The organism is Streptomyces sp. NPDC022552 (assembly GCF_055561875.1).
Window position 1 is genome coordinate 107,270 of record NZ_JBVHGJ010000009.1, and the last position, 25,307, is coordinate 132,576.

At 70.9% G+C, this 25,307-nt stretch carries 24 protein-coding genes and 1 tRNA gene; 7 read left to right on the forward strand and 18 right to left on the reverse strand.

Features of this window, described 5'->3' with window-relative positions; genetic code table 11:
- Entirely contained in the window at positions 1–594 is a 594-nt protein-coding gene (locus tag ACZ3OF_RS23220; protein ID WP_361601442.1) for a TetR/AcrR family transcriptional regulator, read from the forward strand.
- A 6-nt stretch (positions 595–600) separates the two neighbouring features.
- Here the strand turns inward: ACZ3OF_RS23220 and ACZ3OF_RS23225 are convergent, their stop codons facing one another.
- Both ACZ3OF_RS23225 and ACZ3OF_RS23230 read right to left on the reverse strand, forming a co-directional pair.
- A complete protein-coding gene (locus ACZ3OF_RS23225) occupies positions 601–1,815 on the reverse strand; it encodes an acyl-CoA dehydrogenase family protein (RefSeq protein WP_361671154.1) in 1,215 nt (404 codons plus the stop codon).
- 6 nt (positions 1,816–1,821) lie between these two features.
- Complete coding sequence (locus ACZ3OF_RS23230) at positions 1,822–2,844, reverse strand: phosphotransferase family protein (protein WP_361671151.1); 1,023 nt, start codon at positions 2,842–2,844, stop codon at positions 1,822–1,824.
- Positions 2,845–2,983: 139 nt separating this feature from the next.
- Here ACZ3OF_RS23230 and ACZ3OF_RS23235 point away from each other — a divergent pair, with 139 nt between their 5' ends.
- Positions 2,984–4,234 (forward strand): glucarate dehydratase family protein, encoded by a 1,251-nt coding sequence (locus tag ACZ3OF_RS23235; protein WP_361671149.1) that lies wholly within the window; start codon positions 2,984–2,986, stop codon positions 4,232–4,234.
- Between the two features lie 6 nt (positions 4,235–4,240).
- Here the strand turns inward: ACZ3OF_RS23235 and ACZ3OF_RS23240 are convergent, their stop codons facing one another.
- The 3 genes from ACZ3OF_RS23240 to ACZ3OF_RS23250 all read right to left on the reverse strand — a co-directional run bounded on the left by ACZ3OF_RS23240 (position 4,241) and on the right by ACZ3OF_RS23250 (position 7,161).
- Positions 4,241–5,707, reverse strand: coding sequence for an eCIS core domain-containing protein (locus tag ACZ3OF_RS23240; protein ID WP_361671146.1), 1,467 nt, complete (start codon positions 5,705–5,707; stop codon positions 4,241–4,243).
- 158 nt (positions 5,708–5,865) lie between these two features.
- Positions 5,866–6,777 (reverse strand): MBL fold metallo-hydrolase, encoded by a 912-nt coding sequence (locus ACZ3OF_RS23245; RefSeq protein WP_467306551.1) that lies wholly within the window; start codon positions 6,775–6,777, stop codon positions 5,866–5,868.
- An 87-nt stretch (positions 6,778–6,864) separates the two neighbouring features.
- Positions 6,865–7,161, reverse strand: coding sequence for a hypothetical protein (locus ACZ3OF_RS23250; RefSeq protein WP_361671143.1), 297 nt, complete (start codon positions 7,159–7,161; stop codon positions 6,865–6,867).
- A gap of 128 nt (positions 7,162–7,289) precedes the next feature.
- On the opposite strand from ACZ3OF_RS23250, the gene ACZ3OF_RS23255 reads away from it, so the two are divergent.
- A complete protein-coding gene (locus tag ACZ3OF_RS23255; protein ID WP_361671140.1) occupies positions 7,290–8,228 on the forward strand; it encodes an NADP-dependent oxidoreductase in 939 nt (312 codons plus the stop codon).
- Positions 8,229–8,255: 27 nt separating this feature from the next.
- Here the strand turns inward: ACZ3OF_RS23255 and ACZ3OF_RS23260 are convergent, their stop codons facing one another.
- The 5 genes from ACZ3OF_RS23260 to ACZ3OF_RS23280 are packed head-to-tail and all read right to left on the reverse strand — an operon-like array spanning position 8,256 to position 10,923.
- On the reverse strand, positions 8,256–8,576 hold the full coding sequence (locus ACZ3OF_RS23260) for a DUF202 domain-containing protein (protein ID WP_361671137.1): 321 nt from the start codon (positions 8,574–8,576) through the stop codon (positions 8,256–8,258).
- Complete coding sequence (locus ACZ3OF_RS23265) at positions 8,573–8,968, reverse strand: YidH family protein (RefSeq protein ID WP_361439087.1); 396 nt, start codon at positions 8,966–8,968, stop codon at positions 8,573–8,575. The genes ACZ3OF_RS23260 and ACZ3OF_RS23265 overlap by 4 nt, the downstream gene beginning before the upstream one ends.
- A gap of 9 nt (positions 8,969–8,977) precedes the next feature.
- Positions 8,978–9,493, reverse strand: a complete 516-nt coding sequence (locus ACZ3OF_RS23270; RefSeq protein WP_361671135.1) for an NUDIX hydrolase — start codon at positions 9,491–9,493, stop codon at positions 8,978–8,980.
- Positions 9,494–9,505: 12 nt separating this feature from the next.
- Entirely contained in the window at positions 9,506–10,288 is a 783-nt protein-coding gene (locus ACZ3OF_RS23275; protein WP_361671133.1) for a glucose 1-dehydrogenase, read from the reverse strand.
- Positions 10,285–10,923 carry a TetR/AcrR family transcriptional regulator gene (locus ACZ3OF_RS23280; protein ID WP_361671131.1) on the reverse strand — a complete coding sequence of 213 codons (639 nt, stop codon included), beginning with the start codon at positions 10,921–10,923 and terminating at the stop codon, positions 10,285–10,287. Before ACZ3OF_RS23280 ends, ACZ3OF_RS23275 begins: the two co-directional genes overlap by 4 nt.
- Before the next feature lie 95 nt (positions 10,924–11,018).
- Between ACZ3OF_RS23280 and ACZ3OF_RS23285 the strand changes: the two genes are divergently transcribed.
- The gene (locus ACZ3OF_RS23285) at positions 11,019–12,674 is read left to right on the forward strand and encodes an FAD-binding dehydrogenase (protein WP_467306556.1); all 1,656 of its coding nucleotides are present in this window, start codon (positions 11,019–11,021) and stop codon (positions 12,672–12,674) included.
- A gap of 59 nt (positions 12,675–12,733) precedes the next feature.
- Here the strand turns inward: ACZ3OF_RS23285 and ACZ3OF_RS23290 are convergent, their stop codons facing one another.
- The 3 genes from ACZ3OF_RS23290 to ACZ3OF_RS23300 all read right to left on the reverse strand — a co-directional run bounded on the left by ACZ3OF_RS23290 (position 12,734) and on the right by ACZ3OF_RS23300 (position 15,345).
- Entirely contained in the window at positions 12,734–13,159 is a 426-nt protein-coding gene (locus ACZ3OF_RS23290; protein ID WP_467306715.1) for an ASCH domain-containing protein, read from the reverse strand.
- Positions 13,160–13,283: 124 nt separating this feature from the next.
- On the reverse strand, positions 13,284–14,681 hold the full coding sequence (locus ACZ3OF_RS23295) for a GntP family permease (RefSeq protein ID WP_361671125.1): 1,398 nt from the start codon (positions 14,679–14,681) through the stop codon (positions 13,284–13,286).
- A 139-nt stretch (positions 14,682–14,820) separates the two neighbouring features.
- Positions 14,821–15,345 (reverse strand): gluconokinase, encoded by a 525-nt coding sequence (locus ACZ3OF_RS23300; RefSeq protein WP_467306558.1) that lies wholly within the window; start codon positions 15,343–15,345, stop codon positions 14,821–14,823.
- 139 nt (positions 15,346–15,484) lie between these two features.
- Between ACZ3OF_RS23300 and ACZ3OF_RS23305 the strand changes: the two genes are divergently transcribed.
- On the forward strand, positions 15,485–16,186 hold the full coding sequence (locus ACZ3OF_RS23305) for a FadR/GntR family transcriptional regulator (protein ID WP_467306560.1): 702 nt from the start codon (positions 15,485–15,487) through the stop codon (positions 16,184–16,186).
- 193 nt (positions 16,187–16,379) lie between these two features.
- Positions 16,380–17,849, forward strand: a complete 1,470-nt coding sequence (locus tag ACZ3OF_RS23310; protein WP_361671119.1) for an amino acid permease — start codon at positions 16,380–16,382, stop codon at positions 17,847–17,849.
- 79 nt (positions 17,850–17,928) lie between these two features.
- Here ACZ3OF_RS23310 and ACZ3OF_RS23315 read toward each other — a convergent pair whose 3' ends face one another.
- The 5 genes from ACZ3OF_RS23315 to ACZ3OF_RS23335 form a co-directional block, all read right to left on the reverse strand.
- Positions 17,929–18,873 (reverse strand): RluA family pseudouridine synthase, encoded by a 945-nt coding sequence (locus ACZ3OF_RS23315; RefSeq protein ID WP_361671117.1) that lies wholly within the window; start codon positions 18,871–18,873, stop codon positions 17,929–17,931.
- A gap of 51 nt (positions 18,874–18,924) precedes the next feature.
- The gene (locus ACZ3OF_RS23320) at positions 18,925–19,935 is read right to left on the reverse strand and encodes a phosphotransferase family protein (protein WP_361671114.1); all 1,011 of its coding nucleotides are present in this window, start codon (positions 19,933–19,935) and stop codon (positions 18,925–18,927) included.
- A 2-nt stretch (positions 19,936–19,937) separates the two neighbouring features.
- On the reverse strand, positions 19,938–20,930 hold the full coding sequence (locus tag ACZ3OF_RS23325; protein WP_361671112.1) for a phosphotransferase family protein: 993 nt from the start codon (positions 20,928–20,930) through the stop codon (positions 19,938–19,940).
- A complete protein-coding gene (locus tag ACZ3OF_RS23330) occupies positions 20,927–23,434 on the reverse strand; it encodes a hypothetical protein (RefSeq protein WP_467306564.1) in 2,508 nt (835 codons plus the stop codon). The genes ACZ3OF_RS23325 and ACZ3OF_RS23330 overlap by 4 nt, the downstream gene beginning before the upstream one ends.
- Positions 23,435–23,550: 116 nt before the next feature.
- Positions 23,551–23,638 (reverse strand) — tRNA-Leu (locus tag ACZ3OF_RS23335).
- Positions 23,639–23,847: 209 nt separating this feature from the next.
- Between ACZ3OF_RS23335 and ACZ3OF_RS23340 the strand changes: the two genes are divergently transcribed.
- Positions 23,848–25,173, forward strand: coding sequence for a M20/M25/M40 family metallo-hydrolase (locus ACZ3OF_RS23340; protein WP_467306566.1), 1,326 nt, complete (start codon positions 23,848–23,850; stop codon positions 25,171–25,173).
- The last annotated feature ends 134 nt before the right edge of the window (positions 25,174–25,307 follow it).

Genomic DNA, 25,307 nt, shown 5'->3' on the forward strand with positions numbered 1-25,307 from the left:
ATGGCCAGGACGACGGACGGGAGCGGTACCCCCGTCCCCCAGAGGCTGCTGGCCGCCGCCACCCGGCTCTTCGCGGAGCAGGGCTACGACCGCACCTCCGTCCAGGAGATCGTGGAGGCGGCGGGCGTCACCAAGGGCGCGCTCTACCACTACTTCGGCTCCAAGGAGGACCTCCTCCAGGAGGTCTACTCCCGGGTCCTGCGGCTCCAGCAGGAGCGGCTCGACGCCTTCGCGGACGCCGACGCCCCGGTCGAGCAGCGCCTGCGCGACGCCGCCGCCGACGTCGTGGTCACCACGATCGACAACCTCGACGACGCCTCGATCTTCTTCCGCTCGATGCACCACCTCAGCCCGGAGAAGAACAAGCAGGTACGGGCCGAGCGGCGGCGCTACCACGAGCGGTTCCGCGCGCTGATCGAGGAGGGCCAGCAGGCCGGTGTCTTCTCGTCCGCGACCCCGGCCGACCTGGTGGTGGACTACCACTTCGGCTCCGTCCACCACCTGTCCACCTGGTACCGCCCGGACGGCCCGCTGACGCCGCAGCAGGTCGCCGATCAACTCGCCGACCTGCTGCTGCGCGCGCTCCGCCCCTAGGAACGGCTAGAGGTACTTCTTCAGCTCCCGCCGCGCCAGAGACCGCTGGTGCACCTCGTCCGGGCCGTCCGCCAGCTTCAGCGTGCGCGCGGCGGCCCAGAGTTCGGCCAGCGGGAAGTCCTGGGAGACCCCGCCCGCTCCGTGCACCTGGACGGCCTTGTCCAGGATGTCGACCACCGCGCGCGGGGTCGCGATCTTGATGGCCTGGATCTCCGTGTGGGCACCCCGGTTGCCGACCGTGTCCATCAGCCAGGCCGTCTTGAGGACGAGCAGTCGCAACTGCTCGACCGTCACCCGGGCGTCCGCGATCCAGTTCTGGACCACGCCCTGCTGGGCGATCGCCTTGCCGAAGGCGGTACGGGAGACGGCGCGGCGGCACATCAGCTCGATCGCCCGCTCGGCCATGCCGATCAGCCGCATGCAGTGGTGGATCCGGCCGGGGCCGAGCCGGGCCTGGGCGATGGCGAAGCCGCCGCCCTCCTCACCGACGAGGTTCGAGGCGGGGACGCGGACGTCGTGGAAGACGACCTCGGCGTGACCACCGTGGGAGTGGTCCTCGTAGCCGTACACCTGCATCGCCCGGCGCACCTCCAGGCCGGGGGTGTCGCGGGGTACGAGGATCATCGACTGCTGGCGGCGGATGTCGGCGCCGTCCGGGTCGGTCTTGCCCATCACGATGAAGATCTTGCAGTCGGGGTTCATCGCGCCGGAGATGTACCACTTGCGGCCGTTGATCACGTACTCGTCGCCCTCGCGGAGGATCCGCGTCTCGATGTTCGTCGCGTCCGAGGAGGCCACCTCGGGCTCCGTCATCGCGAACGCCGAGCGGATCTCCCCGGCGAGCAGCGGTTCCAGCCACTGCTTCTTCTGTGCGTCGTCGCCGAACTGGGCGAGCACCTCCATGTTCCCGGTGTCCGGCGCCGCGCAGTTGAGGGCGGTGGGGGCCAGGTGCGGGCTGCGGCCGGTGATCTCGGCGAGCGGCGCGTACTGGAGGTTGGTCAGCCCGGCCCCGTGCTCGGCGTCGGGAAGGAAGAGGTTCCACAGGCCCTGGCGGCGCGCCTCGGCCTTCAGGTCCTCCACGATCTGCGGGGTGTCCCACGGCGAGGCGAGCAGCGCCCGCTGCTCCTCGGCGACGGCCTCGGCGGGGTAGACGTACTCGTCCATGAAGGCGAGCAGCTTCGCCCGCAGCTCCTCGGTACGCGCGTCGAATGCGAAGTCCATGGCGGATCAGCCTTCCTGGAGGGTGGTGAGGCCGTGCTCGATGAAGACGGGGACGAGTTCGCCGATGCGGTCGAAGCCGGCGCCGACGGTCTGACCGAGGGTGTAGCGGTAGTGGATGCCCTCCAGGATCACGGCGAGCTTGAACCAGGCGAAGGCCGTGTACCAGGAGATGGCGGAGGTGTCGCGGCCCGAGCGGGCGGCGTACCGCTCGATCAGCTCGGCGGGCGTGGGGTGCCCGGCGGCCGTGGCGGTCGTGCTGACGGGGGAGTGGGGGACGTCGAGCGGCGCGCTGTACATCGCGAGCAGACCGAGGTCGGTCAGCGGGTCGCCGAGCGTGGACATCTCCCAGTCGAGGACGGCCTTGATCCGGTCGTCCTCGCCGATCAGGACGTTGTCCAGGCGGTAGTCGCCGTGGACGACCGTCGGGGTGGGGGAGGCCGGGAGCGCGCGGCCGAGGGCGGCGTGCAGCTCGTCGATACCCGCCAGTTCGCGGTTGCGTGAGGCGTCGAGCTGCTTGCCCCAGCGGCGCAGCTGCCGGTCGAGGAATCCGTCGGGGCGGCCGAAGTCGCCGAGGCCCACCTCCGCCGGGTCGACGGCGTGCAGGTCGACGAGCGTGTCGACCAGGCCGAGGACGGCCGCGCGGGTGCGCTCGGGGCCCAGCGGGGCGAGCTGCTCGGCCGAACGGTACGGGGTGCCGGCGACGAACTCCATGACGTAGAACGGCGCCCCGAGGACGGTGTCGTCCTCGCAGAGGAGGACGGTCTCCGGGACGGGCACGGCCGTCGCGTGCAGGGCGCTGATCACCCGGTGCTCGCGCTTCATGTCGTGCGCGGTGGCGAGGACATGGCCGAGCGGAGGCCGGCGTACCACCCACCGGCCGGTGCCGTCGGTGACGACGTACGTCAGGTTGGACCGACCGCCCTCGATCAGCCGGGCGTCGAGCGGGCCGCGCACGAGTCCCGGCCGTTCCCGGTCGAGGAATCCGCGCAACTGCTCGGGATCGAGACCTGGCGGCGGGGCTGAGCTCATCGTGCGTACCTCCGGGGACGGGGGACGGGGCGGGTCGGCGTTCATGATGACCGACCAGTCGGTATGTCGTCCAGGGTTCGCGAGGGAAAGTGGCGCGGGCGGTCTGGTGATGGATCTGATCCATGAATAGGGTTCACATATGAATTCAGAGCTGCTCGTCGAAGAAGTCCGGCTGACCCCGATCCTGATCGCCGACCCGCCGCTGCTCAACACCCAGGGCGTCCACCAGCCCTTCACCCCCCGCCTGGTGGTGGAAGTGGTGACGCGGGGCGGGGTCACCGGCCTGGGGGAGACGTACGGCGATGGGAAGTATCTGGATCTCGCACGGCCGCTGGCCGAGGCGCTGCCGGGTCGCGCGGTCACGGACGTGAATGGCCTGTTCACGCTCGCCGCGCGGGTGTGCGGCGACTCACGGGCCGTCGACGAGCGCGTCGACGCGGGCGGGCTGCGCGGGGTCCAGACCGCCGCCAAGCTCCGCCTCTCCGTCGTCTCGGCCTTCGAGGTCGCGTACCTGGACGCGCTCGGCAAGAGCCTCGGCCTCCCCGTCCACGCCCTCCTCGGCGGCAAGGTCCGCGACTCCGTCGAGTACAGCGCGTACCTCTTCTACAAGGTCGACGGCACCGACGACTGGGGCCCCGCACTCGACCCGGCGGGCGTCGTCGAACAGGCCCGCCGCTTCGACCGGACGTACGGCTTCCGCTCCTTCAAGCTCAAGGGCGGTGTCTTCCCGCCCGAGCAGGAGATCGCCGCGATCCGCGCCCTGGCCGAGGAGTTCCCCGGCCGGCCGCTCCGCCTGGACCCGAACGGCGCGTGGTCCGTGGAGACCGCGCTGGAGGTGGCGCGTGAGCTGAAGGACGTCCTGGAGTACCTGGAGGACCCGACGACCGGCACGGAGACCATGGCCGAGGTCGCGTCCCGTACGGACGTACCGCTCGCGACCAACATGTGCGTGACGACCTTCGAGGAGGTTCCCGAGGCCTTCGCCAGGGACGCGGTACGGATCGTGCTCTGCGACCACCACTACTGGGGCGGCCTGCACCGTACGCGCGAACTGGCCGCGCTCTGCCGTACCTACGGCGTCGGGCTCTCCATGCACTCCAACACCCACCTCGGCATCAGCCTCGCGGCCATGACCCAGGTCGCCGCCACCCTGCCCGACCTGGACCACGCCTGCGACACCCACTACCCGTGGCAGAGCGAGGACGTCGTCACCACCCGCCCCGTCTTCCACGACGGCCGCCTCACGGTCTCCGACACCCCGGGGCTCGGTGTCGAGCTGGACCGCGAGGCCCTCGCCGCCCTGCACCGCCGCTGGCTGGACGACGACGGCTCCCTGCGCGACCGCGACGACGCGGCGGCGATGCGCAGGCTGCGCGCCTCGGGTACGTGACCCCGGTCAGGGGATGGTGAGCGGCTGCGTCTTGTCCCCGGGCGCCGGCGCCGGCCGGTCCGGGTGGACCGCGACCAGCCGCGCGTTGCCCTGGGCGTAGGCGCTCTCCCGGCCGAAGAACTGGTAGCCGGATTCGATGAGCTGAAGGATCTCGTGCCCGAGCATCGCCTGCGGGCCGCCTTCGTCCGCCGACTTGTTGCTGTCCCAGAGCGCGCCGTCGCCCAGGCTCTCGATCTCCTGCCAGAAGTTGCCCGCGTGCAGCTGTCCGCCGATCAGCATGCCTTCGATCTGCGGACCGAGACTCGTGAGGATCTTGAAGACGGCCCGTTCCTCGATGCCGCCGTCCATGAAGGCGTAGTTGACGGGGACGGACCACTTCGTGGTGTTGAGGCGTCGGCCCATCCGCGCGTCCTCGGGGAGCCGGTCACCGCCCGGCGCCTTCCCCTGCTGGTACGTGGCCCACGGGCCGGTGTCGCCGGTGCGGCCGAGGACGAGCTTGCGCTTCGCGGCGAGCGCGGCCGCCCGGGTCATCGACACCGTGTCCGAGGCGGTGGAGGCCAGGTCGGCGCGGATGGTCGACTCCAGCGCCGCCATCAGGTCGGCCTTGCTCCGCCCCGCGGGCGGGCCCACCAGGTTCTCCAGGTACTCGATGTTGTCGTTGAGGTCCGAGTTGTTCATGACCCACTTCATGTTTCCCCGCTTGGCCAGCCAGGTGTTGTACTCGGCGAGGTACTCGTCGAGGCCGGGCTCCGCCTGGGCGACCAGCCTCGACACCTCGCCGTCGATCTTGCCCGGGTGGTGCATGCGCTGGACGTCGCCGGTCCCGGCGGAGGCCGGCGCGGTCTGCGCGGTCTCTGCCGACGCCTCGCCGGAAGCGGTGGCGGTCGCCGGGCGGCTCATCACCTGACGGGCGGTGGCCTCCGCCTCGCGTTCGAACCGGTCCGACGGGTCGCTGACGCGGAGCCCGTCACCCCGGTCCGTCCCGGCCACAGGCCCCGAGCGCTGCTGGAGGACATGGGTCAGCTCGTGGGCGAGGGTGTGCCGGTCGATGCCGGAGGGTCCGGCGACGATATGGCTGCCGGAGGTGTAGGCCGCGGCGCCGAGTTCGGCGGCGGAGGCCCGGGCGGCCGAGTCGGTGTGGATACGGACGTCGGAGAAGTCGGCCCCGAAGCGCGCCTCCATGTCGGCGCGGCTGCCCTCGTCGAGCGGCCGGCCGCCGCTGCGCAGCACGTTGTGCACGGCGGACCGCTGCACCGCCGGCCGCGCCTCCTCCTCATGGCCGCATCCCGCGCCGTGCCGGTGCTCGTCCTGGGCGGCGCCGGCCCTGCGGAGCATCTGGACGACGGCGGCGTTCCCGGCCGAGCGCTGGAGGGCGAGCAGGGCCTCGGCGGGCGCGGTCGGCCGGGCCGAGGACGTACGCTCCGCCGAGGCGTCCCCCTTCTTCGTGGCTCGGCTGCTCGCTCGGTCGTACATGGAGGTCCCTTCGGGCGCCGGTCGTCTGCCTTCCCGGTATACCCGGGCGGGTCGACGGACCGCCAGGTACGGCAGGGCAGACTTCCCGGCCCCCGGGGCCCTGAGCCACCGCCCGAACGCCCCCTCGCGGCGGACGCCCGGGCAACGCGCCCCCCGGCTCACGCGTGGCAGGCCACCGGAACGCCGCCGTTCATCGCGGCCATGTCCCCGAAGACCGTCACCGGATCCAGCGGCGAGCCCTCCGGGAGGCCGTCCAACTCCGTGTACGCACGGTGCAGGTTGGCCACCAGCCGCTCGCTCTCCCGCCAGGCCGCGAACTCCCCGAGGTCCGCCGAGCGCGCCGTCTCCAGCGGGGTCGTCCCCTTGGCGTGCCCCTCGCGGGCCAGTTCGGCCACCCAGCGCAGGTACCGCTCCGTCGCGTCGTACGCCGACGGGTCCGTCACGCGCCCGTGGCCCGGCACCACCGTCGGTGCGTCCAGCGAGCGGAGCAGATCGAGCGCGCGCAGCGAACCCGCGAGCGAGCCCATCGGAAGGAACGGCGTCCCCCCGTGGAAGACCAGGTCCCCCGTGAACACCACACCCTGCTCCGGGAGATGGACGATCGAGTCGCCGGTCGTGTGCGCGGGCCCGGGGTGCAGCACGCGCACCTCCAGCTCACCCACGTACAACGTCAGCCGCTCGCCGTACGTGAGCGAGGGCGGCGCCACCTCGATCTCGCCGAAGTCGGTCTGCGGCCAGAGGAGATGGAGCTGACGCCCGGCCGCGAGCTGCTCCGCGCGGCAGGCGTCGTGCCCGACGATCCGCGCCTCCGGCAGGAACACCCCGTTGCCGTACGTGTGGTCGCCGTGGTGGTGCGTGGACACGATCGTGCGGGGAAGGGGCAGCCCCTCCGCGAGGACCGCCTCGCGGAGCAGGCGCGCCCGCCGCTCGGTCGCGGCGGTGTCCACGAGCAGCGACTCGCGGTGGTCCCCGACGAACCCGGCGTTGTTCAGGCACCAGCCGCCGTCGGGCTGGACGAAGGCGTGCACGTGTGGTGCGAGCGCGACGACGTACGGATCGGTGACGGACAAGGAATCCCCCTGAGTGTGAAGATCGGGCCCGACCGGCGATTACTGCCCCCGGAGGGAGCCTGCCAGTCGGGCCCGTTCCACAAATGCTCAATGGTCGTCCCAGTGGTTGCCGTGCGCCGCGTGCCGGTGTCCGTCGTGCACGTAGTCGACGTGGTCGCCGTGGTCGACGGCCGTGTGCCCGCAGTCCGGCCCGTGCGTGTGGTCGGGGTGGGTGTGCGGGACGTGCGACGAGGGCTCGCACTCGTCCCAGTGCCCGGAGTGCTCGCGGTGCAGGTGCCCGTCGTGGGCGTAGTCCACGTGGTCGTGGTGGGTCACGGCGGTGTGCCCGCACGACGGCCCGTGGGTGTGCGCGTGCGTGGGGTGCTCTTGGTGGAGAAGGGTCATGATCTCAGGCTAGTCCGAAATACCGCCTTCGTCCCTGTATGGCCCCCGGGCCTCGGCGACCGCGTCGCCGCACTCCGCCGGGGGTACCCGGCTTGCGGGGGCCTGGGGCCGCCGTGATCGTTCGGGGTATGAAGGCGATCAGTTACAGCCGGTACGGCGGACCCGAGGTGCTCGAGTACGGGGAGCGGCCCGACCCCAAGGTCGGCCCCGACGACGTCCTCGTGAAGGTGCGCGCGGCTGCCGTGAACCCCGTCGACTGGAAGGCCCAGGCGGGCTACCTCGACGGGATGATCGACGCCGTCTTCCCCGTCGTTCCCGGCTGGGACGTCTCGGGGGTCGTCGTCCAGCCCGGTGTCTCGGTCACCGAGTTCACCGTCGGCGACGAGGTCATGGGGTACGTCCGCGAGGACTTCCTCTGCCGCGGCACCTTCGCGGAGTACGTCGCCGCCCCGGTCCGCACCCTCGCCCGCAAGCCGCGCACCCTGGGGTTCGAGGAGTCCGCCGCGCTTCCGCTGGCCGGACTCACGGCCTATCAGGTGCTCCATCAGGCGCTCGCCGTCCGTTCCGGCGACACCGTCCTGGTGCACGCCGCGGCCGGCGGTGTCGGCTCCATGGCCGTCCAGATCGCCCGCCACCTCGGGTGCCGGGTCATCGGCGCGGCGCGCGAGGCGGGCCAGGAGCGGATCAGGGAGCTGGGCGCCGAACCGGTCCTGTACGACGAGGACACCTTCGTCGCGCAGGTCCGCGAACTGGCCCCGGACGGCGTGGACGCGGTCTTCGACACGATCGGCGGCCCGTTCCTCAAGCTCAGCCCCCGGGTCCTCGCCCCCGAGGGCCGCCTCGCCTCGATCGCGGACGGCGAGGTGATCGGCCTGGGCGGCCGCTACTTCTGGGTCCGCCCCGACCCCCAGGATCTCGCCGCCCTCGCCGCCCTGGTCGACGAGGGCGTGCTCTCCGTACGGGTGGCCCGCTCCTTCCCCCTGGACCAGGCCGCCGAAGCCCAGCGCGCCAACCAGGAGGGCGGCCTGAACGGCAAGGTCGTGGTCACGGTGGAGTGGCCCGACTAGCGGGTGTCCGGCCGGTCGGGGGCGTGACTACAGGACCACGGCCACCGCGAACGCCGCCAGGGCGACCGTGCATGCCGTCGCCAGCAGCGCGCCCCGGGGGGAGAGCGGCCGCGGGCGGGCCGCGTCCAGGGCGTGGATGCGGCGGTGGGCGACGGCCAGGAAGCCGATCCAGACCAGCGCGCTGAGCGCCGCCCCCGCCACCGCCGCTCCCGTGATGTCGTCACTGATCGCCGCCTTCACGGCGAGCACCGCCACCACCGTGCAGGTCAGCGTCGTGCGCCGCCAGGCCAGCCGGGTCCGCTCCGGCTGCAGCCCCGGATCCCGGGCGGGCTTCGCCGCCTCGGTCACCTCCCGGCCCAGCCGAAGAGGATGACCACCACCATCGCGAGCGCGACCACGGCGACCGCGAGGCTCAGCAGCGTCGGGAAGCGTGACACCGGCAGATCCTCACCGCGCCGCATCGCCCGCTCGCACCGCACCCAGTGGTTCACCGCCCGCAGCGCGCACAGCACACCCGCGGCGAGCAGCGCGAGGGCGAGCCCGACCCGTACACCCCACCGCAGATCCGGCAGGAACTGGTCGACGGCGAAACCGCCGCCGACGAGTGCGAGCGCGGTCCGGATCCAGGCGAGGAAGGTGCGCTCGTTGGCGAGCGAGAACCGGTAGTCCGGAGTCTCGCCCTCGTCTCGGATCCGCTGCGGCGCGAACCACAGCCGCAGGCTCTGTACGAAGTCACTCACCCGGGCACCTTAACCGTGGCGCGCACGCAGACGGTCGTAGGCCGCCAGCCCGTCCGGCACCCACTCCCACTCCCCGAGCCGCGCGACGACCTCCGCCTCCGGAAGGAAGGCGTGCCAGGCGACCTCCTCCACCTGAGGGTTCACCGGCAGCTCGCATCGCACCTGGTAGACCGAGGACCACCACTTCCCGGCGACACCCCCGGAGTCGTACAGGAACCGGAGCAGCGGCTCTGGGCGCGGCAGTCCGGAGACACCCAGCTCCTCCTCCGCCTCGCGCAGCGCCGCGTCGTCGTACGACTCGCCCGCGCCGACGACCCCGCCGACGAACATGTCGTACATCGACGGGTAGACCAGCTTCACCGGCGTGCGCCGGTGGACGAAGATCCGGTCCTCGGCGTCCCGCACCAGGATGAACACGCAGCGGTGGATCAGGCCCCGCGCGTACACCTCCGCGCGGGGGGCCTGTCCGATCACCTCGTCGTTCTCGTCGACGACGTCGAGGATCTCTTCGGCGGGGTTCGTCATGCCGCCATGAAATCACTGCCCCATGACGTACTTCACGGTCGGACCGGTCGTCCAGCCGCCGTCCACGGCCAGCTCCGCACCCGTCACGTACGAGGCCGCGTCCGAGAGCAGGAACACCACCGCGCCGGCGATCTCGGGCGCCTCGCCGACCCGCCCCATCGGGGTGTTGGGGTACTTGCCCTCGCCGCGCTCGATGCCGACGATCGCGGTCATCGGGGTGTACGTCATGCCCGGGTGGACCGAGTTGACGCGGATCCTCGCCGTGCCCAGCTCCACGGCGCCGATCTTCGTCAGCCCGCGTACGCCCCACTTCGAGGCGCCGTAGCCCGCGGTCAGCGCCAGGCCCATCAGTCCCGCGGCCGAGGAGATGTTGACGATCGAGCCGCCACCGGCCTCCTTCATCGCCGGGATGGCGGCCTTCATGCCGATGAAGACACCGGTCAGGTTGATGTCGAGCACCTTGCGGAAGTTCTCCACGGACTCGCTCTCCAGGAACGAGCCACTGGCTGTCCCGGCGTTGTTCACCAGACCGTGGAGGCCGCCGAACTCGGCGACCGCGTACGCGACGGCCGCCGCCCACTCCTCCTCGGACGTGACGTCGTGGTGGAGGAAGCGCGCCCGCTCGCCCAGTTCGGCCGCGGTCGCCTTCCCCTCCTCGTCGAGCACGTCCGTGACGACGACGTTCGCACCGGCGGCCACGGCCTGCCGCGCGGCCTCGGCGCCCAGGCCGCGGGCGCCCCCGGTGATCAGGACGGTCCGGCCGGTGAGGTCGTGGAGGCGGGGGTTCTCGGTCATGAGAAGTCCTCTCGGAGCGAGGGCGGCGGGGCCTGCAGCAGGGCCGTCGTGGTCCGGACGAGGTCGGCGAGGAAGAGCGGCCGCCGTGTCAGCGGCTCGGTGCCGTCGAGGTACTGCCGGGCCCGGTCGGCCATGGCGGCGCCGACGACGGTGAGCGCCAGATCGAGCCGCTCCAGCCGCAGCGGCTCGGGCAGCAGCCCGGTCAGACAGGCCTCGATCCGCTCGATCAGCCTCCAGTAGACGGTGCCGTCGAGCGTGGGATGGGGGGTGCGGGTGCGGACCCCGCTCTCATGGCTGAGCTGGGCGGAGATCCGCAGACAGCGGCGGCCGCTCTCGGTGCCCAGCTCGCTCGCCTCGGCGGTGACGAGGGCCCGGATCAGCGCGTGCGGTGTGTCGGGAGCCTCGGCGAGGAGCGGTTCGAGGACCCGCTCCGTACGTCTCTGGCGGCCCGCCATCACCGCGTCGAGAAGGCCGGCGCGTGAACCGAAGTGGTACTGCACGGCCGATGGGTTGCTCTGGCCCGCCAGGGCCACGATGTCCCGCAGCTGGGCGCCGTCGACGCCCTGCGCCGCGAAGACCTCCTCCGCCGCGCGGATCAGCTTCTCCCGGGTCTCGGGCCCCGACGTCCTCGCCATGCCCGCCATGTTAATGCTCGACATTAGAAAACGGGAGGGAGGCGAAGAGGTCCGGACTGTTGACTCGATACATCGGTGTATCCAAGATTCGGTCCATGTCGTACGACGCTGATGTGATCGTGATCGGAGCCGGCCTCGCCGGCCTGGTGGCCACCGCCGAACTCGTGGACGCCGGGCGGAGCGTCATCCTGCTCGACCAGGAGCCCGAACAGTCCATGGGCGGTCAGGCCCACTGGTCATTCGGCGGGCTGTTCCTCGTCGATTCGCCCGAGCAGCGCCGGATGCGGATCAAGGACAGCCATGAGCTCGCTCTCCAGGACTGGCTCGGCACGGCGGGCTTCGACCGCCCCGAGGACCACTGGCCGCGGCAGTGGGCCGAGGCGTACGTCGACTTCGCGGCGGGCGAGAAGCGTTCCTGGCTGCACGCGCGCGGGGTGCGCTTCTTCCCCGTGGTCGGCTGGGCCGAGCGCGGTGGCTACGACGCGAACGGGCACGGCAACTCGGTGCCCCGCTTCCACATCACCTGGGGCACGGGCCCCGGACTCGTCGCCCCCTTCGAGCGCCGGGTCCGCGAGGGCGTCGCCACCGGCCGGGTCCAGCTCCGCTTCCGGCACCGGGTGACCGGCCTCGGCCGCACCGCCGGAGCCGTGGACACCGTCAGCGGCGAGATCCTGGAGCCCTCCACCGCCGAGCGCGGCACCGCGAGCAGCCGGGAGGTCGCCGACACCTTCTCCCTGCGGGCCCAGGCGGTGATCGTCACCTCGGGCGGCATCGGCGGCAACCACGATCTCGTACGCAAGCAGTGGCCCGACCGGCTCGGCACCCCGCCCGCGAAGCTGCTCTCCGGCGTCCCCGCCCATGTCGACGGGCTGATGCTCGGGATCACCGAGGAGGCCGGCGCCCACCACATCAACCGCGACCGGATGTGGCACTACACCGAGGGCATCGAGAACTGGAACCCGATCTGGGCCCGGCACGGCATCCGCATCCTCCCCGGCCCGTCCTCGCTCTGGCTCGACGCGACCGGCCGCCGGCTGCCCGTCCCGCTCTTCCCGGGCTTCGACACCCTCGGCACGCTCGAACACATCATGCGGACCGGGTACGACCACACCTGGTTCGTCCTCGACCAGCGCATCATCGGCAAGGAGTTCGCCCTCTCGGGCTCCGAACAGAACCCCGACCTCACCGGCAAGTCGATCCGGGACGTCATCGGCCGCGCCCGCGCGGACGTACCGGGCCCGGTGAAGGCGTTCATGGACCACGGTGTCGACTTCGTGGTCGAGAAGGACCTGGCCGCGCTGGTCCGGGGGATGAACGCGCTCACGGACGAGCCGCTGATCGACGAGGCGGAGCTGCGCCACGAGATCACCGCACGGGACCGCGAGATCGTCAACCCCTTCACCAAGGACCTCCAGGTCACGGCTGTCCGGGGCGCCCGTAAGTACCTGGGCGACAAGCTGATCCGTACGGCGTCCCCGCACCGGATCCTGGACCCCAAGGCCGGTCCGCTGATCGCCGTACGCCTGAACATCCTGACCCGCAAGTCGCTCGGAGGCCTGGAGACGGACCTGTCGTCGCGGGTGCTCACCGAGAGCGGAGAGGTACTGGAAGGGGTGTACGCGGCGGGCGAGGCGGCCGGGTTCGGCGGCGGAGGCGTCCACGGCTACCGCTCCCTGGAGGGCACGTTCCTCGGCGGCTGCATCTTCTCGGGCCGAGCGGCGGGCAGGGCGGCGGCTCGGGCGGTGGGCTAGGGGCCGGTCGGCGGAAAGGGCTGTGGCGGCGCACGCGCCGCCGCAGCCGCCCGCGGGGCTCAGCCCAGGCGCCGTACGACCTTGAACCGCTCCGCGACCGCCACCGTCGCGTCGGTCACCGTGAACTCCGGGTCGCCGAGGAACTCCCGCATCTCGGCGCCGTGCCAGAACCTCTCGTGGGAGGCCCGCCACTCGGCGACCGTCGTGTACCCCTCCCCCTCCTCGATCGCGAACGGGAGGTCGATCTCCCCGACCGGCAGCACCCGTACCTGCGTGGTCTCCACCACCGCGACCGGCCGCTCCTGCGAGTCGATGAGCGCCCAGCGCTCGCCCACGCGCGGCAGCTCCTCGCCCTCCACCTCGTACTCCACCATCAGACCCGTCGTCGAGGTCTTCTCGCCGGAGAGCACCGCCGCCACCAGCTGGTCGCGCAGCGGGCCGGGGAAGGCCAGCTCCAACGGCTTGAGGGACTCGGGGTTCTCCAACTGCTCGGTGATCTCGCTCTGTTCCATGCGGCGCAGTCTGGCACGCGGCACGAAAGGAACCGGGCCCGGTCGCCCGGAAGGCGTCCGGACCCGGTCCGAGTGCGGGGGATGGGGCGCGCGTTGGCTACAACACCAGCGACAGCAGCAGGACGAAGACGATGCCGACGACCGAGATGATCGTCTCCATCACCGACCAGGTCTTGATCGTCTGGCCGACGGTCATCCCGAAGTACTCCTTGACCAGCCAGAACCCGGCGTCGTTCACATGGCTGAAGAAGAGCGAACCGGCGCCGATCGCGAGGACGAGCAGCGCCGTCTCGCTCGTGCCCATGCCCTCGGCGAGCGGGGCCACGAGCCCGGCCGCCGAGATCGTCGCCACCGTGGCCGAGCCGGTCGCGAGGCGGATGGCCACGGCGATCAGCCAGGCGAGGAGCAGCGCCGGAATCGACCAGTTCTCGGAGAAGTCCAGGATCATCTGGCCCACGCCGACGTCGATCAGGGTCTGCTTGAAGCCGCCGCCCGCACCGACGATCATCAGCACGCCCGCGATCGGGGCGAGGGACTTCTCGACGGTCGAGGAGAGCCGCTCCTTGGTGAAGCCGGCCGCGCGGCCCAGCGTGAACAGACCCACGATCACGGCCGCGAGAAGCGCGATCAGCGGCGAGCCGATGACGTCGGTGACCTTCTGCACGGCGTTGTCGGGGTTGCCGACGACGATGTCGACCAGCGCCTTGACCAGCATCAGGACGACGGGCAGCAGGACGGTCGCGACGGTGGCACCGAAGCCGGGGCGCTTCTCCAGATCCTCCGACGGACGGGCGGGGATCATGTTCTCGGGGGCCGGGATGTCGACCCAGCGGGCCGCGTACCGGGAGAAGACCGGACCGGCGATGATCACGGTCGGGATGGCGACCAGGACGCCGAGGGCGAGCGTGACCCCGAGGTTGGCGCCGAGCGCGTCGATGGCGACCAGCGGGCCGGGGTGCGGCGGGATCAGCCCGTGCATCACCGACAGACCGGCGAGCGCCGGGATGCCGATCCGCATCAGCGAGTAGTTGCCGCGCTTGGCGACGAGCAGGACCACCGGGATCAGCAGGACGATGCCGACCTCGAAGAAGAGCGGCAGACCGATGACGGAGGCGATCAGCACCATCGCCCAGGGCATGGACCGGCCGCTCGCCTTGGCGAGGATCGTGTCGACGATCTGGTCCGCGCCGCCGGAGTCGGCGAGCAGCTTGCCGAGGATCGCGCCGAGCGCGATCAGGACGCCGACCCCCGCGACGGTCTTGCCGAGGCCGGCGGTGAAGGCGTCGATGGTCGCCGCGAGCGGCGCCCCGGCGAAGGCGCCGAGGGCCAGCGACCCGATGGTCAGGGCGAGGAAGGCGTGCAGCTTGAACTTGGTGATGAGCAGGACGATGACGGCTATGCCCGCGAGCACGGCGATGCCGAGCTGGGCGTTGCCTGCCGAGGTGATCGGCTCGACGGCGTCCGCTGCCAGCACCTCGACGCTGAGACTGGTCACGGTTGTTCCTTAGGGGGACGGGGCAGGGAGGGGGACCGTCCGGCGCTCCGAGCGGGCTGGAGGACGGCGGGTACGGCGGGGGTACGGCATGGTGCCGCGGGGATACGGCGGGGACAGGGCTACGGCCGGCGTACGGAGATCAGCCGGCGAGTTCGCGCAGCGCGGCGACCGCCCGTGCGGCGATCTCCTCGGGGGAGCCGGAGACGTCGACGGCCACACCGGCCTCGTCGTCCCCCAGCGGCTGCAGCGTGGCGAACTGCGAATCGAGCAGCGCCGTCGGCATGAAGTGCCCCTTGCGCTCCCTCATCCGCCGCTCGATCAGCTCACGGTCGCCGGTCAGATGGAGGAAGACCACGCCCGGGGCGGCAGCCCGCAGCCGGTCCCGGTAGATCCGCTTCAGCGCGGAGCTGCTCACCACCCCGCCGAGCCCTTCCCGGCCGTGCGCCCACTGCCCGATGGCGTCGAGCCAGGGTCCGCGGTCCGCGTCGTCCAGCGGGGTGCCGGCCGACATCTTGGCGACGTTCGCCGCCGGGTGGAAGTCGTCGCCCTCGGCATAGGGGATGCCGAGGGCGTCCGCGACCAGCGGACCGATGGTCGTCTTGCCGGTGCCGGCGACGCCCATCACGACGACGACCGGGGGGACCGTCGGGGAGGTGGTGCTCATGGGGGTGTGCCTCGCTGTCCACGTCGACATCGATTCCGTCGCGCTCATGAAACCCATTGGGTACGACGTATTCAAGAGTCTGTGACATTAAAGTCATACTTTTAGTTTCCGATCTTGGTCCACGCGTAGGCTGACCCCCATGACGACACCGGCCCAGGGGCTCCATCCGCACGTGCTCGCCACCCTGGGTCTCGCGATCACCGCGGGGGAGTACCCGCCCGGCAGCGTCCTGCGCACCGACGAACTCGCCCAGCGCTTCGACGTCTCCCGCACCGTCGTCCGCGAGGTCGTCCGCGTCCTGGAGTCCATGCACCTGGTCGCGTCCCGCCGCCGCGTCGGCGTGATCGTCCTGCCGACCGCCCAGTGGAACGTGTACGACCCCCAGGTCATCCGCTGGCGCCTGGCCGGCGCCGACCGCCCGCGCCAGCTGCGCTCGCTCACCGTCCTCCGCTCCGCCGTCGAACCCGTCGCCGCCGGACTCGCCGCCGTGCACGCCACCCCCGAGCAGTGCCGCGAGCTGACCGAGCAGGCGCTCGGCATGGTCGCCACCTCGCGCGGCCGGCAGCTGGAGGCGTACCTCGTCCACGACATCGCCTTCCACCGGGTCGTCCTGAACGCCTCCGGCAACGAGATGTTCGCCCGGCTCGGCGACGTCGTCGCCGAGGTGCTCACCGGCCGCACGCACCACCAGGTGATGTTCGAGGACCCCGACCCGGCCGCCGTCACCCTCCACGTCCAGGTCGCCGAGGCGGTACGGGAGCGGGACGCGGTCCGCGCCGAGGAGCTGACCCGGCAGATCGCGGTCGGTGCGCTCAGGGAACTGGATGTTCTCGCACCGTAAATCCTGCCGATCCAAGGCATTCGCCATGGAGGAACCTCAGAAGTAGCTCAAATAAGGGCGTTCAGTGACATTGGCCACTGCTGAAATCCCGCCTTGCCGTGACGATGTGCGCTGGCCGTGAGAGCCGTGGACTACCTCCACGCGCGCGGCCGGGTACCGCACAGACCCTCCCCTCACGAAGGCGAACAACTCCATGAGTGACCGCACCCTCCCTGCGGCCGACACGCTGTCCGCCACGCCACCGGCGACGGCATCCGGGACGTCCCCCCACGTAGACGCCGGCGACGCCGGGTACCGCAAGGACCTCAAGTCCCGTCACATCAACATGATCGCCATCGGCGGCGCGATCGGCACCGGCCTCTTCCTCGGCGCCGGTGGCCGCATGGCCAACGCCGGACCGTCCCTCTTCATCGCGTACGCGGTCTGCGGCGTCTTCGCCTTCTTCGTGGTGCGGGCCCTCGGCGAGCTGGTCCTCTACCGCCCCTCCTCCGGCGCGTTCGTCTCCTACGCCCGTGAGTTCATGGGCGAGAAGGGCGCCTACACGGCCGGCTGGCTCTACTTCCTCAACTGGTCGACCACCGCCATCGCCGACATCACGGCAGCCGCGACCTACGCCCACTTCTGGGCCATGTTCAGCGACGTCCCGCAGTGGATCCTCGCCCTGATCGCCCTCGCGGTCGTCCTCGCCGCCAACCTCATCTCCGTGAAGTACTTCGGCGAGATGGAGTTCTGGTTCGCGATCATCAAGGTCGGCGCGCTCGTCGCCTTCATGCTGATCGGCATCTTCCTGATCGTGACGTCGCACGACGTCGGCGGCCACACCCCGGGCTTCTCCACCATCACCGACAACGGCGGCATCTTCCCCAGCGGTGTCATGCCGATGCTGCTGCTGATCCAGGGTGTCGTCTTCGCGTACGCCTCCGTCGAGCTGTGCGGCGTCGCCGCCGGCGAGACCGAGAACCCCGAGAAGATCATGCCGAAGGCGATCAACTCGATCATGTGGCGCGTGGGCCTCTTCTACGTCGGCTCCGTGGTCCTCCTCGCGCTGCTCCTGCCGTACACCGCGTACTCCGGCGACCAGAGCCCCTTCGTCACGGTCTTCGACAAGCTGGGCGTCCCCGGCGCCGCCGGCGTGATGAACCTGGTCGTCCTCACCGCCGCGCTCTCCAGCCTGAACTCGGGCCTCTACTCGACCGGCCGGATCCTGCGCTCCATGTCGCTGTCCGGCTCCGCGCCCAAGTTCACCGGCGTCATGAACAAGGGCGGCGTGCCCTACGGCGGCATCCTGCTGACCGCCGCCTTCGGTGTCCTCGGCGTCGGCCTGAACTACCTCATGCCGGGCGAGGCCTTCGAGCTCGTGCTGAACTTCGCCTCCATCGGCATCATCGGCACCTGGGCCATGATCATGGTCTGCTCGCTGCTGTTCGTGAACCGCTCCAAGGAAGGCCGGGTCACCCGCCCCGGCTACCGGCTGCCCTGGGCCCCCTACACCCAGATCGTCACGCTGGTCTTCCTCGGCTCCGTCCTCGTCCTGATGTGGATGGACGGCGGGATCAGCCGCACCACCGTGAACTGCCTCCCGCTGATTGCGCTCCTGCTCGTCGGCGGCTGGTTCCTGGTCCGTGGGCGCGTCCGCGCGACCGCCGCGGCGAACCAGGACTGACGGCCCCCCACGGGTGCCGAGACCCTCGCAGGCGGCAGCCTGCGGGGGTCTCGTGCTTGTCGTCCGGTCCGGGAACGCCTCAGTCCAGCGTGTCGGGCCCGTCCAGCCCGTCGAGCCGAAGTCCGCTCTCGAACCTCATCGGGACGCCGGTCAGCGGATCGGTGAACTCCAGCGTCCGCGCGAGCAGCTGGAGCGGGCGCGCGTAGTCCTCCGGCCCGTCCTCGCGGACCACGGGATAGACCGGATCGTTCAGGATCGGCAGCCCCAGGCTGTTCATGTGCACCCGCAGCTGATGGGTCCGCCCGGTCGCCGGGAGCAGCCGGTACCGCCCGAGCCCGCCGCGCCGCTCGACCAGCTCGATCCGGCTCTCGCTGTTCGGCTCACCCGGCTCCTCGCGGGCGGCGATCACCCCGCGCTCCTTCACGATCCGGCTCCGTACGGTCACCGGCAGCGCGATCCCTGGCTCGTACGCCGCCACCGCCTCGTACTCCTTGCCGACCAGCCGGTCCCGGAACAGCGTCTGGTACGCGCCCCGGTCGCCGGGCCGCACGACGAAGAGCACCAGGCCGGCCGTCAGGCGGTCGAGCCGGTGCGCGGGCTGGAGCTCCGGCATCCCCAGCTCCCGGCGGAGCCGTGCGAGTGCCGTCTCGGTCACATGGCGTCCGCGCGGCATCGTCGCCAGGAAGTGCGGCTTGTCGACGACCACGATCCGCTCGTCCCGGTGCACGATCCCCAGCTCGAAGGGGACCCGCTCCTCGGCGGGGAAGTCCCGGTGGAACCACAGACGCAGCCCGGCGACGTACGGTTCGTCGTCCGCGACCGGCCCGGCCACCCCGACGAACCGCCCGTCGCGCAGCATCTCCTCGACGCGCCCGTCCCCGACGGCACCTCCGTACCGTGCCCGTAGGTAGTCCCCGACGGTCGCCCACCCCGCATCAGGATCCTCGGGCAGCCGCACCCGCACAGGATCGATCCCGTCCCGCTGCGGAAGCGGCGCGGCGGGCGTCTTCGATCTTCGTCTCACCGTTCCCACGGTAGACGAGCCGTCACCGGCCACGACCCGGCGTCTCGCCGGTCAGTCGCCCGTGGAGCCGAGCCAGGTCAGGGCGGCGTCCTCGATCCGGCCCGCCGAGGGCGGAGGGCCACCGCCCCAGTGCGGGCTGGCCGTGACCAGCTTCGCCCGGAGTTCCTCGGCCAGCCTCCGGCGCTCACCCGCCGTCCGGGCCTCGGTGATGCGGCGGCCCCACCGGACCGTGTCCACCACCGCGGACTTCATCTCCTCGTACGAGCGATAGAAGGCCAGACCCGCGTGCCAGTCCCGGCGGCACTCGGGGGGCGCGACCCGCTCCCAGCCCGCGACGATCCGCTGTCGGTCCACTGCCGTGTACGACGTCTTGTGCAGGTGATCCGCCAGGTCGTACACGGGGTCCCCCCACAGTGCGAGCTCCCAGTCGAGGAAGGTCACCCGGGCCTGCTCGGTGAGGATCATGTTCTTACGGTGGATGTCCGCGTGCAGCAGGCGGAACGGACGCTCGGTGAGCTCCCTGCCCGCGCGCTCGGCCAGGGCCCCGCACGGGTCCGACGGGACGCCCAACGCCCCGTAGAGGCCTTCGAGCACCGCGTCCGCGCGTCCGCGAATATCACGGACGAGGGCCAGGAGCCGACCGGCGAACGCTGCGGTGTCCCCGTCGGCGGGCCAGTCGGCAGGCACCGCGGGCAGAGCGGTGAAGGGCACGCGGTGCATCTCGTGGAAGAGCCGCTCGACACCGTCGAGGACCGCGTCGGGTAGCGGTTTGCCGTCCTGCGCCAACTCGTCGACCCGGCGGCCCTCGACGAACTCGTGGATCTGGAAGCGGCGCTGCTCGTCCGCGTGCAACAGCCGCGGTGCCAGGGAGACGTAGGGATGGATCGCCCGGAGCACGGCCGGCTCGGACCAGAGCGTGAGGTCCATCGGCTCGGCGCGGGGACCGGGTATCCGTACCAGAACCGGCCCGGAGTCCGCCTCCATCCGCACATTGCGGTTGTAGAACCCGGCGAGCGCGTCCTCGCGCGTGCGTGCCTCTGCGTACAGCGCTGTGGCGTCCATGCCTATCTGTCTACCCAGGCAGCCAGGGTCCGTACGACCCTTTCCGGCGTCATACCGGCGTCCGCCCCCCAGACCGCACGGGCAACGTTGAGTTTGCGCGCCAGACGGCCGGTCAGGAACTCCCGCAGTGACTGGTCGGCCCCGACCAGCTGCTTCGAGTAGCGGACGGTGTCCACGATCGCCGACTTGATCCGCTCATGTGCCAGGTACAGGTCGAGGTCGGCCACCGGCCCGGCCGTTGCCTGCAGGGGAAGCCTGGCCCGCCACTTTCGGAAGGCCTCGGCCTGTTGCTGGGCCGGATAGTCCATCTTGTGGAAGTGGATGCCGATCTCGTACAGGGGATCGCCCCACAGAGCCAGTTCCCAGTCGAGGAACCAGGTCAGCCCGTCCGAGACGATCATGTTCTTGCGGTGCAGGTCGGCGTGGAGGACGGCGAAGGGGCGTGAGACCAGTCCGTCCCAGAGCGGTTCGACGACCGCGAGCGGCTCGGCCGGGATGCCGAAGTCCGCGAACACGTCCGCGTACTCGTCGCGGTGGGTGTCGTAGACCCGCTGCGTCAGCCGGGCGAGCAGTCGTCCGAAACCGGCACTGTCGCCGGACTCCGGCCACTCGGCGGGCAGCGAGGGCGCCTTCTCGACCGGAATGCGCGTCAACTGGTCCATCACACCGATGACATCGTCGATCACATGTGAGGGGACGGCACTGCCGCGTGGAGAGAAGCTGTCGAGCACCCGCCCCTCGATGAAGTGGTGCACCTGGAAACGGGGATCCCGGGAGACATGGCGCAACTCCGGGGCGTGGCCGACATACGGCCCGATGCACGCAAGTACGTCCTCCTCGTCCCACAGCCGTACGTCCATCGTGTCGGCCGCCGCCAGTGGGATGCGGACGTTGACCCTTCCGTCCGGCGTGCGAACACCCACGTTGCGGTTGTAGTAGCCCGCGGCCGACTCGCCCGAATCCAGCGCCTGCCCGTACAGCTCCAACCAGTTCACGCGTCCCCCTCGAGGAACATCGACAGCACGGAGTCCGTACGGCGTTGCAGGGCGTCCAGGGAGCCGAGCGGCCGTACGGCGGGGCTTGCCCGGTCCGCCGCCGCGCTCAGCTCCGGTTCGCTCAGCCCGATGCGCTCGGCCGCACGGTGGATCGCGAGGATCAGCGAAGGGTAGACCTGGCAGGCCAGGAACTCCGCCGACGCCTGCATGAGCAGGTCGCGCGTCGCCTGCCGGTCGCCCTGCCGCAGTGTCAGGAACGCACGGAACATGTCGGCCCGGGCCCGTCCCGAGCGGTAGCCCGCACGGTCGAGCGCCTCGTTGGCGTTCAGGAACGAGGATGCCGCCCGGTCGTACTGGCCCAGCCGGGTCTGGGCCATGGCCATAGCGGTGTACGCCTTGCCGAGCTCATGCTGGGCGCCCAGGTCCCGTTGCACCTCCAGGGCGGCCGAGGCCTCGTCGACGGCCGCCGTCGGGTCGGTGAAGGCGAACAGCTCGGCCCGGTTGGTGCGGACATTGGCCATGCCCACGACCGCGTTCGCGGCGCGGTACTCCTCCTCGGCCTCGACCAGCAGCCGCGCCGAGCTGTCGAAGTCCATCAGGAAGCGATGGCCGAGATGCATCAACCGCTTGAGGTCGCCCCGGATCACCCCGTCCTCCGGCGCCGAGATGCCGTGCACCTCCTCCGCAAGGGAGAAGGCCCCCGCGAAGTCGCCCTGCCACATACGGATGTCGGCGACGCAGTACCCGGCCGCCGGCCGCGCCGCGCCCCCGTGCTCCGCCCACACACGTTCGAAGATCGCCGCGGCACGGTCGCTCTCCCCCGCGATCCGTCGAGCGTTGGCACCCGCCAGAGCGAGCCGCGCCGAGACGAGCGAGGTCACGGGTCGCTCCAGGTGCGGCGTGAGGTCGATCGCCGCCGCCGCGTCGCCGCGCTCGAGCATCGCCTCAGCCTCCAGACAGACCGCCGCGTCCCGCAGCTCGGAGACCGCCTCCTGGTCCGCCCCGGCGGAAGGACTCGCCTCCAGCGACGCGAGGTGGTCGCGCAGGTCCTTCACCATGCCGTCCGCGGCCTGTCTGCCGCTGAGGGCGACCGCCCGGTCGGCGTGGCGCTGGATCTGCTCCGGTGAGATGTCGGCGGCGTGCAGCCCGTGGAACACCGCCTCGCGCAGGGGCGACAGCCGGGACATGCCGGAGGTACGAAGCTGTCCCTGCTCCATGCGCTCCGCCAGGCTCTCCCAGTGGGACCTCAGCGTGCTGTGGACACTGCGCTGGACGGACTGCGAGAGGTGCCGGCGCAGCGCCCCGATCATCAACTGGTGGAGTCGGTGCCAGCCGTCGGGCAGGGGGTAGGCGAAGGAGTACGCGGTGAGCGACTCCCACGTCAGCAGGTTGGCTGGGAGGTCGAAGGCCCGCCCGACAGCTTGGAACACACCGAAATCGAAGGTCCGGGCCACGCTGAGCAGCTCCAGGATCCGCACCTCGTCCGGAGCCACGTGCTGCAGAAATCGCTGGACGATCTCCTCCGAGGTCCCCGCGTGCTCCAGCCGGGCCGGGTTCTGCAGATGAGTATCGACCGCGAGGTGGAGGTAGAACGGGACGCCCGCACTGGCCTCTGCGATGGACCGCTGCCGGGGGATCTCGGTGATCCCGGCCTGGGAGAGCAGATCGAGCCGGGCGGACATGGGCAGTCCGTCCACGTCCGCCCGGCGGATCACCGACTCCCAGTCCCGGTCGTACGCCGCCCACCGCAGCGGCTCGCGACTGGCCAGAACGGTGAGCCCGCCCTGCAGCTGGCCCAGCACGTCGCGCAGCCAGGAGTCCGACCCGAAACTCCGGCCACGGGGCAGAGGGGCCGGTACGAGCGCCTCGTAGGCGTCCACGTACACGACGTAGGGCTGCTCCGCCGCCCTCAGGTCCTCGGCGAAGAGGTAGGAGACCGCGTGCCCGAGTTCCGCGGTGCTGAGGCTGTCGAGCTCGTGCAGCGTGGGGTCGGTTTCGATCCGCTGCCGGCGCTGGCGGTTCTTGATCGCCCGCCCGGTCAGCCGTACCAGCCCGGCCGCCGTTCCGAAGACGGGGATGCCCATGGCGTCGTCGAGGATCCTCGAGAGGATCTCGCTCTCCTCGGCGAACGGAGTGTTCTTCGGGTTCAGCTGCAGTTGCGGATGGACGCGCTGCCACAGCACCGCGTAGGCGATGTCGAAGCGGTCGAACTGGACTCCCTGGGCCCCGAACTCCATCCGGAGCACCGCGAGCGCGTCCTCCTGCTGTCGCATGGCCGGCAGCTGCAGGTCGAGGCAGGCGGTGCGGAAGTCGTCCGGGGTGCGGTTGCGTAACTCCTGGAGAAGGCGTGACTTGCCGATACCGCCGACGCCGACCACGTTGAGGATCCGGGGGCCGTCGTCGATGCCCTGCAGTTCCTCGTCGTAGGCGGCGAGGATGCCTTCTCTGTTGAAGAACTCCCGCTGCAGAGCCGATACCCGCCGGTACTGCGGTCTGATGGGCATGGTGGCTGTCCCCCCAACGTCGCCGTGCGCATGCGAGGGGAAGGTTATCGGTATCGGCAAGAAGCCGACATGTGGTTCATACGCAGAAGGACCCCACGTGATGTGGGGTCCTTCGTTGGTGTCCGAGGGGGGACTTGAACCCCCACGCCCGATAAAGGGCACTAGCACCTCAAGCTAGCGCGTCTGCCATTCCGCCACCCGGACAAGGTGTCTGTCTTTCCGGCCGCTCGGCCGTTCCGACGTGGAAAACCATAGCAAACATTGGAGGTGGTCGATCACCACCCCTGGTCGGGGCCGAACCGTGTGACAGACGCATGTCGGCCGACGGGCGCCCTTGGGTCCCGGGGGCCGGGCGCGCGAGGATGGGGGCGACCACCAGCAAGCACGTGGGGCACGTAGTGGGAGGAAGCAGCGTGAGCGAGTCGAACACGGCCCGGAGCGTCACCGGCGAGGACGAGGTCGTCGACCTCTGTCGTGACCTCATCCGCATCGACACCAGCAACTACGGCGACCACTCCGGCCCGGGCGAGCGGGCGGCGGCGGAGTACGTCGCCGAGAAGCTCGCCGAGGTCGGTCTCGAGCCGAAGATCATCGAGTCGCACAAGGGGCGGGCCTCCACCGTCGCCCGTATCGAGGGCGAGGACCCCTCCCGGCCGGCCCTGCTCATCCACGGCCACACCGACGTGGTGCCGGCCAACGCCGAGGACTGGACCCACCACCCCTTCTCCGGCGAGGTCGCCGACGGCTGTGTCTGGGGCCGGGGCGCGGTCGACATGAAGGACATGGACGCGATGACCCTCGCGGTCGTACGGGACCGGATGCGCGGCGGCCGCAAGCCCCCGCGCGACATCGTCCTGGCGTTCCTCGCCGACGAGGAGGCGGGTGGCACCTACGGCGCCCGGCACCTGGTCGACCACCACCGTGACCTCTTCGACGGCGTGACGGAGGCGATCGGAGAGGTCGGCGGCTTCTCCTTCACCGTCAACGAGAACCTGCGGCTCTACCTGGTCGAGACGGCCCAGAAGGGCATGCACTGGATGCGGCTGACCGTCGACGGCACCGCCGGGCACGGGTCGATGACCAACAACGACAACGCCATCACCGAGCTCTGCGAGGCCGTCGGCCGCCTCGGCCGCCACCAGTGGCCGGTGAGGGTCACCAAGACCGTGCGGTCCTTCCTGGACGAGCTCTCGGACGCGCTGGGCACCCCGCTCGACCCCGAGGACATGGAGGCGACGCTCGCCAAGCTGGGCGGTATCGCCAAGATGGTCGGCGCGACCCTGCGCAACTCCGCCGCCCCGACCATGCTCGGCGCCGGCTACAAGGTCAACGTCATCCCCGGACAGGCCACGGCGCACGTCGACGGACGGTTCCTGCCCGGTTACGAGGACGAGTTCCTGGCCGACCTGGACCGGATCCTCGGCCCGCGGGTCAAGCGCGAGGACGTGCACGGGGACAAGGCCCTGGAGACCAGCTTCGACGGGGCCCTGGTCGACGCGATGCAGCTCGCCCTGCGCGCCGAGGACCCGATCGCCCGGGCGGTGCCGTACATGCTCTCCGGCGGCACCGACGCCAAGTCCTTCGACGACCTCGGCATCCGTTGCTTCGGCTTCGCGCCGCTCCAGCTGCCGCCCGAGCTGGACTTCGCCGGGATGTTCCACGGCGTGGACGAGCGGGTTCCGGTGGACGGGCTGAAGTTCGGCGTCCGCGTTCTCGACCGGTTCATCGACGCTTCCTGAGCGGGCTCTTCGGGTATTCGGCCGCACGTACGCATGTGACCGGAACGAGTGAATGCACTCATACGCTCGTAGCCCCAATACTTCCCCCTCGTTACAGGTGGTGCGGTCCGCGGCTGGGATCGCATTGCCAACAA

Coding starts and splice junctions, on each gene's coding strand:
- ACZ3OF_RS23255 (WP_361671140.1), top strand. CDS start 7,290: ATGAAGGCGATCAGTTACAGCCGGTACGGCGGACCCGAGGTGCTCGAG.
- ACZ3OF_RS23320 (WP_361671114.1), bottom strand. CDS start 19,935: ATGGACGCCACAGCGCTGTACGCAGAGGCACGCACGCGCGAGGACGCG.
- ACZ3OF_RS23220 (WP_361601442.1), top strand. CDS start 1: ATGGCCAGGACGACGGACGGGAGCGGTACCCCCGTCCCCCAGAGGCTG.
- ACZ3OF_RS23240 (WP_361671146.1), bottom strand. CDS start 5,707: ATGTACGACCGAGCGAGCAGCCGAGCCACGAAGAAGGGGGACGCCTCG.
- ACZ3OF_RS23275 (WP_361671133.1), bottom strand. CDS start 10,288: ATGACCGAGAACCCCCGCCTCCACGACCTCACCGGCCGGACCGTCCTG.
- ACZ3OF_RS23235 (WP_361671149.1), top strand. CDS start 2,984: ATGAATTCAGAGCTGCTCGTCGAAGAAGTCCGGCTGACCCCGATCCTG.
- ACZ3OF_RS23310 (WP_361671119.1), top strand. CDS start 16,380: ATGAGTGACCGCACCCTCCCTGCGGCCGACACGCTGTCCGCCACGCCA.
- ACZ3OF_RS23250 (WP_361671143.1), bottom strand. CDS start 7,161: ATGACCCTTCTCCACCAAGAGCACCCCACGCACGCGCACACCCACGGG.
- ACZ3OF_RS23285 (WP_467306556.1), top strand. CDS start 11,019: ATGTCGTACGACGCTGATGTGATCGTGATCGGAGCCGGCCTCGCCGGC.
- ACZ3OF_RS23225 (WP_361671154.1), bottom strand. CDS start 1,815: ATGGACTTCGCATTCGACGCGCGTACCGAGGAGCTGCGGGCGAAGCTG.
- ACZ3OF_RS23270 (WP_361671135.1), bottom strand. CDS start 9,493: ATGACGAACCCCGCCGAAGAGATCCTCGACGTCGTCGACGAGAACGAC.
- ACZ3OF_RS23300 (WP_467306558.1), bottom strand. CDS start 15,345: ATGAGCACCACCTCCCCGACGGTCCCCCCGGTCGTCGTCGTGATGGGC.
- ACZ3OF_RS23280 (WP_361671131.1), bottom strand. CDS start 10,923: ATGGCGAGGACGTCGGGGCCCGAGACCCGGGAGAAGCTGATCCGCGCG.
- ACZ3OF_RS23305 (WP_467306560.1), top strand. CDS start 15,485: ATGACGACACCGGCCCAGGGGCTCCATCCGCACGTGCTCGCCACCCTG.
- ACZ3OF_RS23330 (WP_467306564.1), bottom strand. CDS start 23,434: ATGCCCATCAGACCGCAGTACCGGCGGGTATCGGCTCTGCAGCGGGAG.
- ACZ3OF_RS23230 (WP_361671151.1), bottom strand. CDS start 2,844: ATGAGCTCAGCCCCGCCGCCAGGTCTCGATCCCGAGCAGTTGCGCGGA.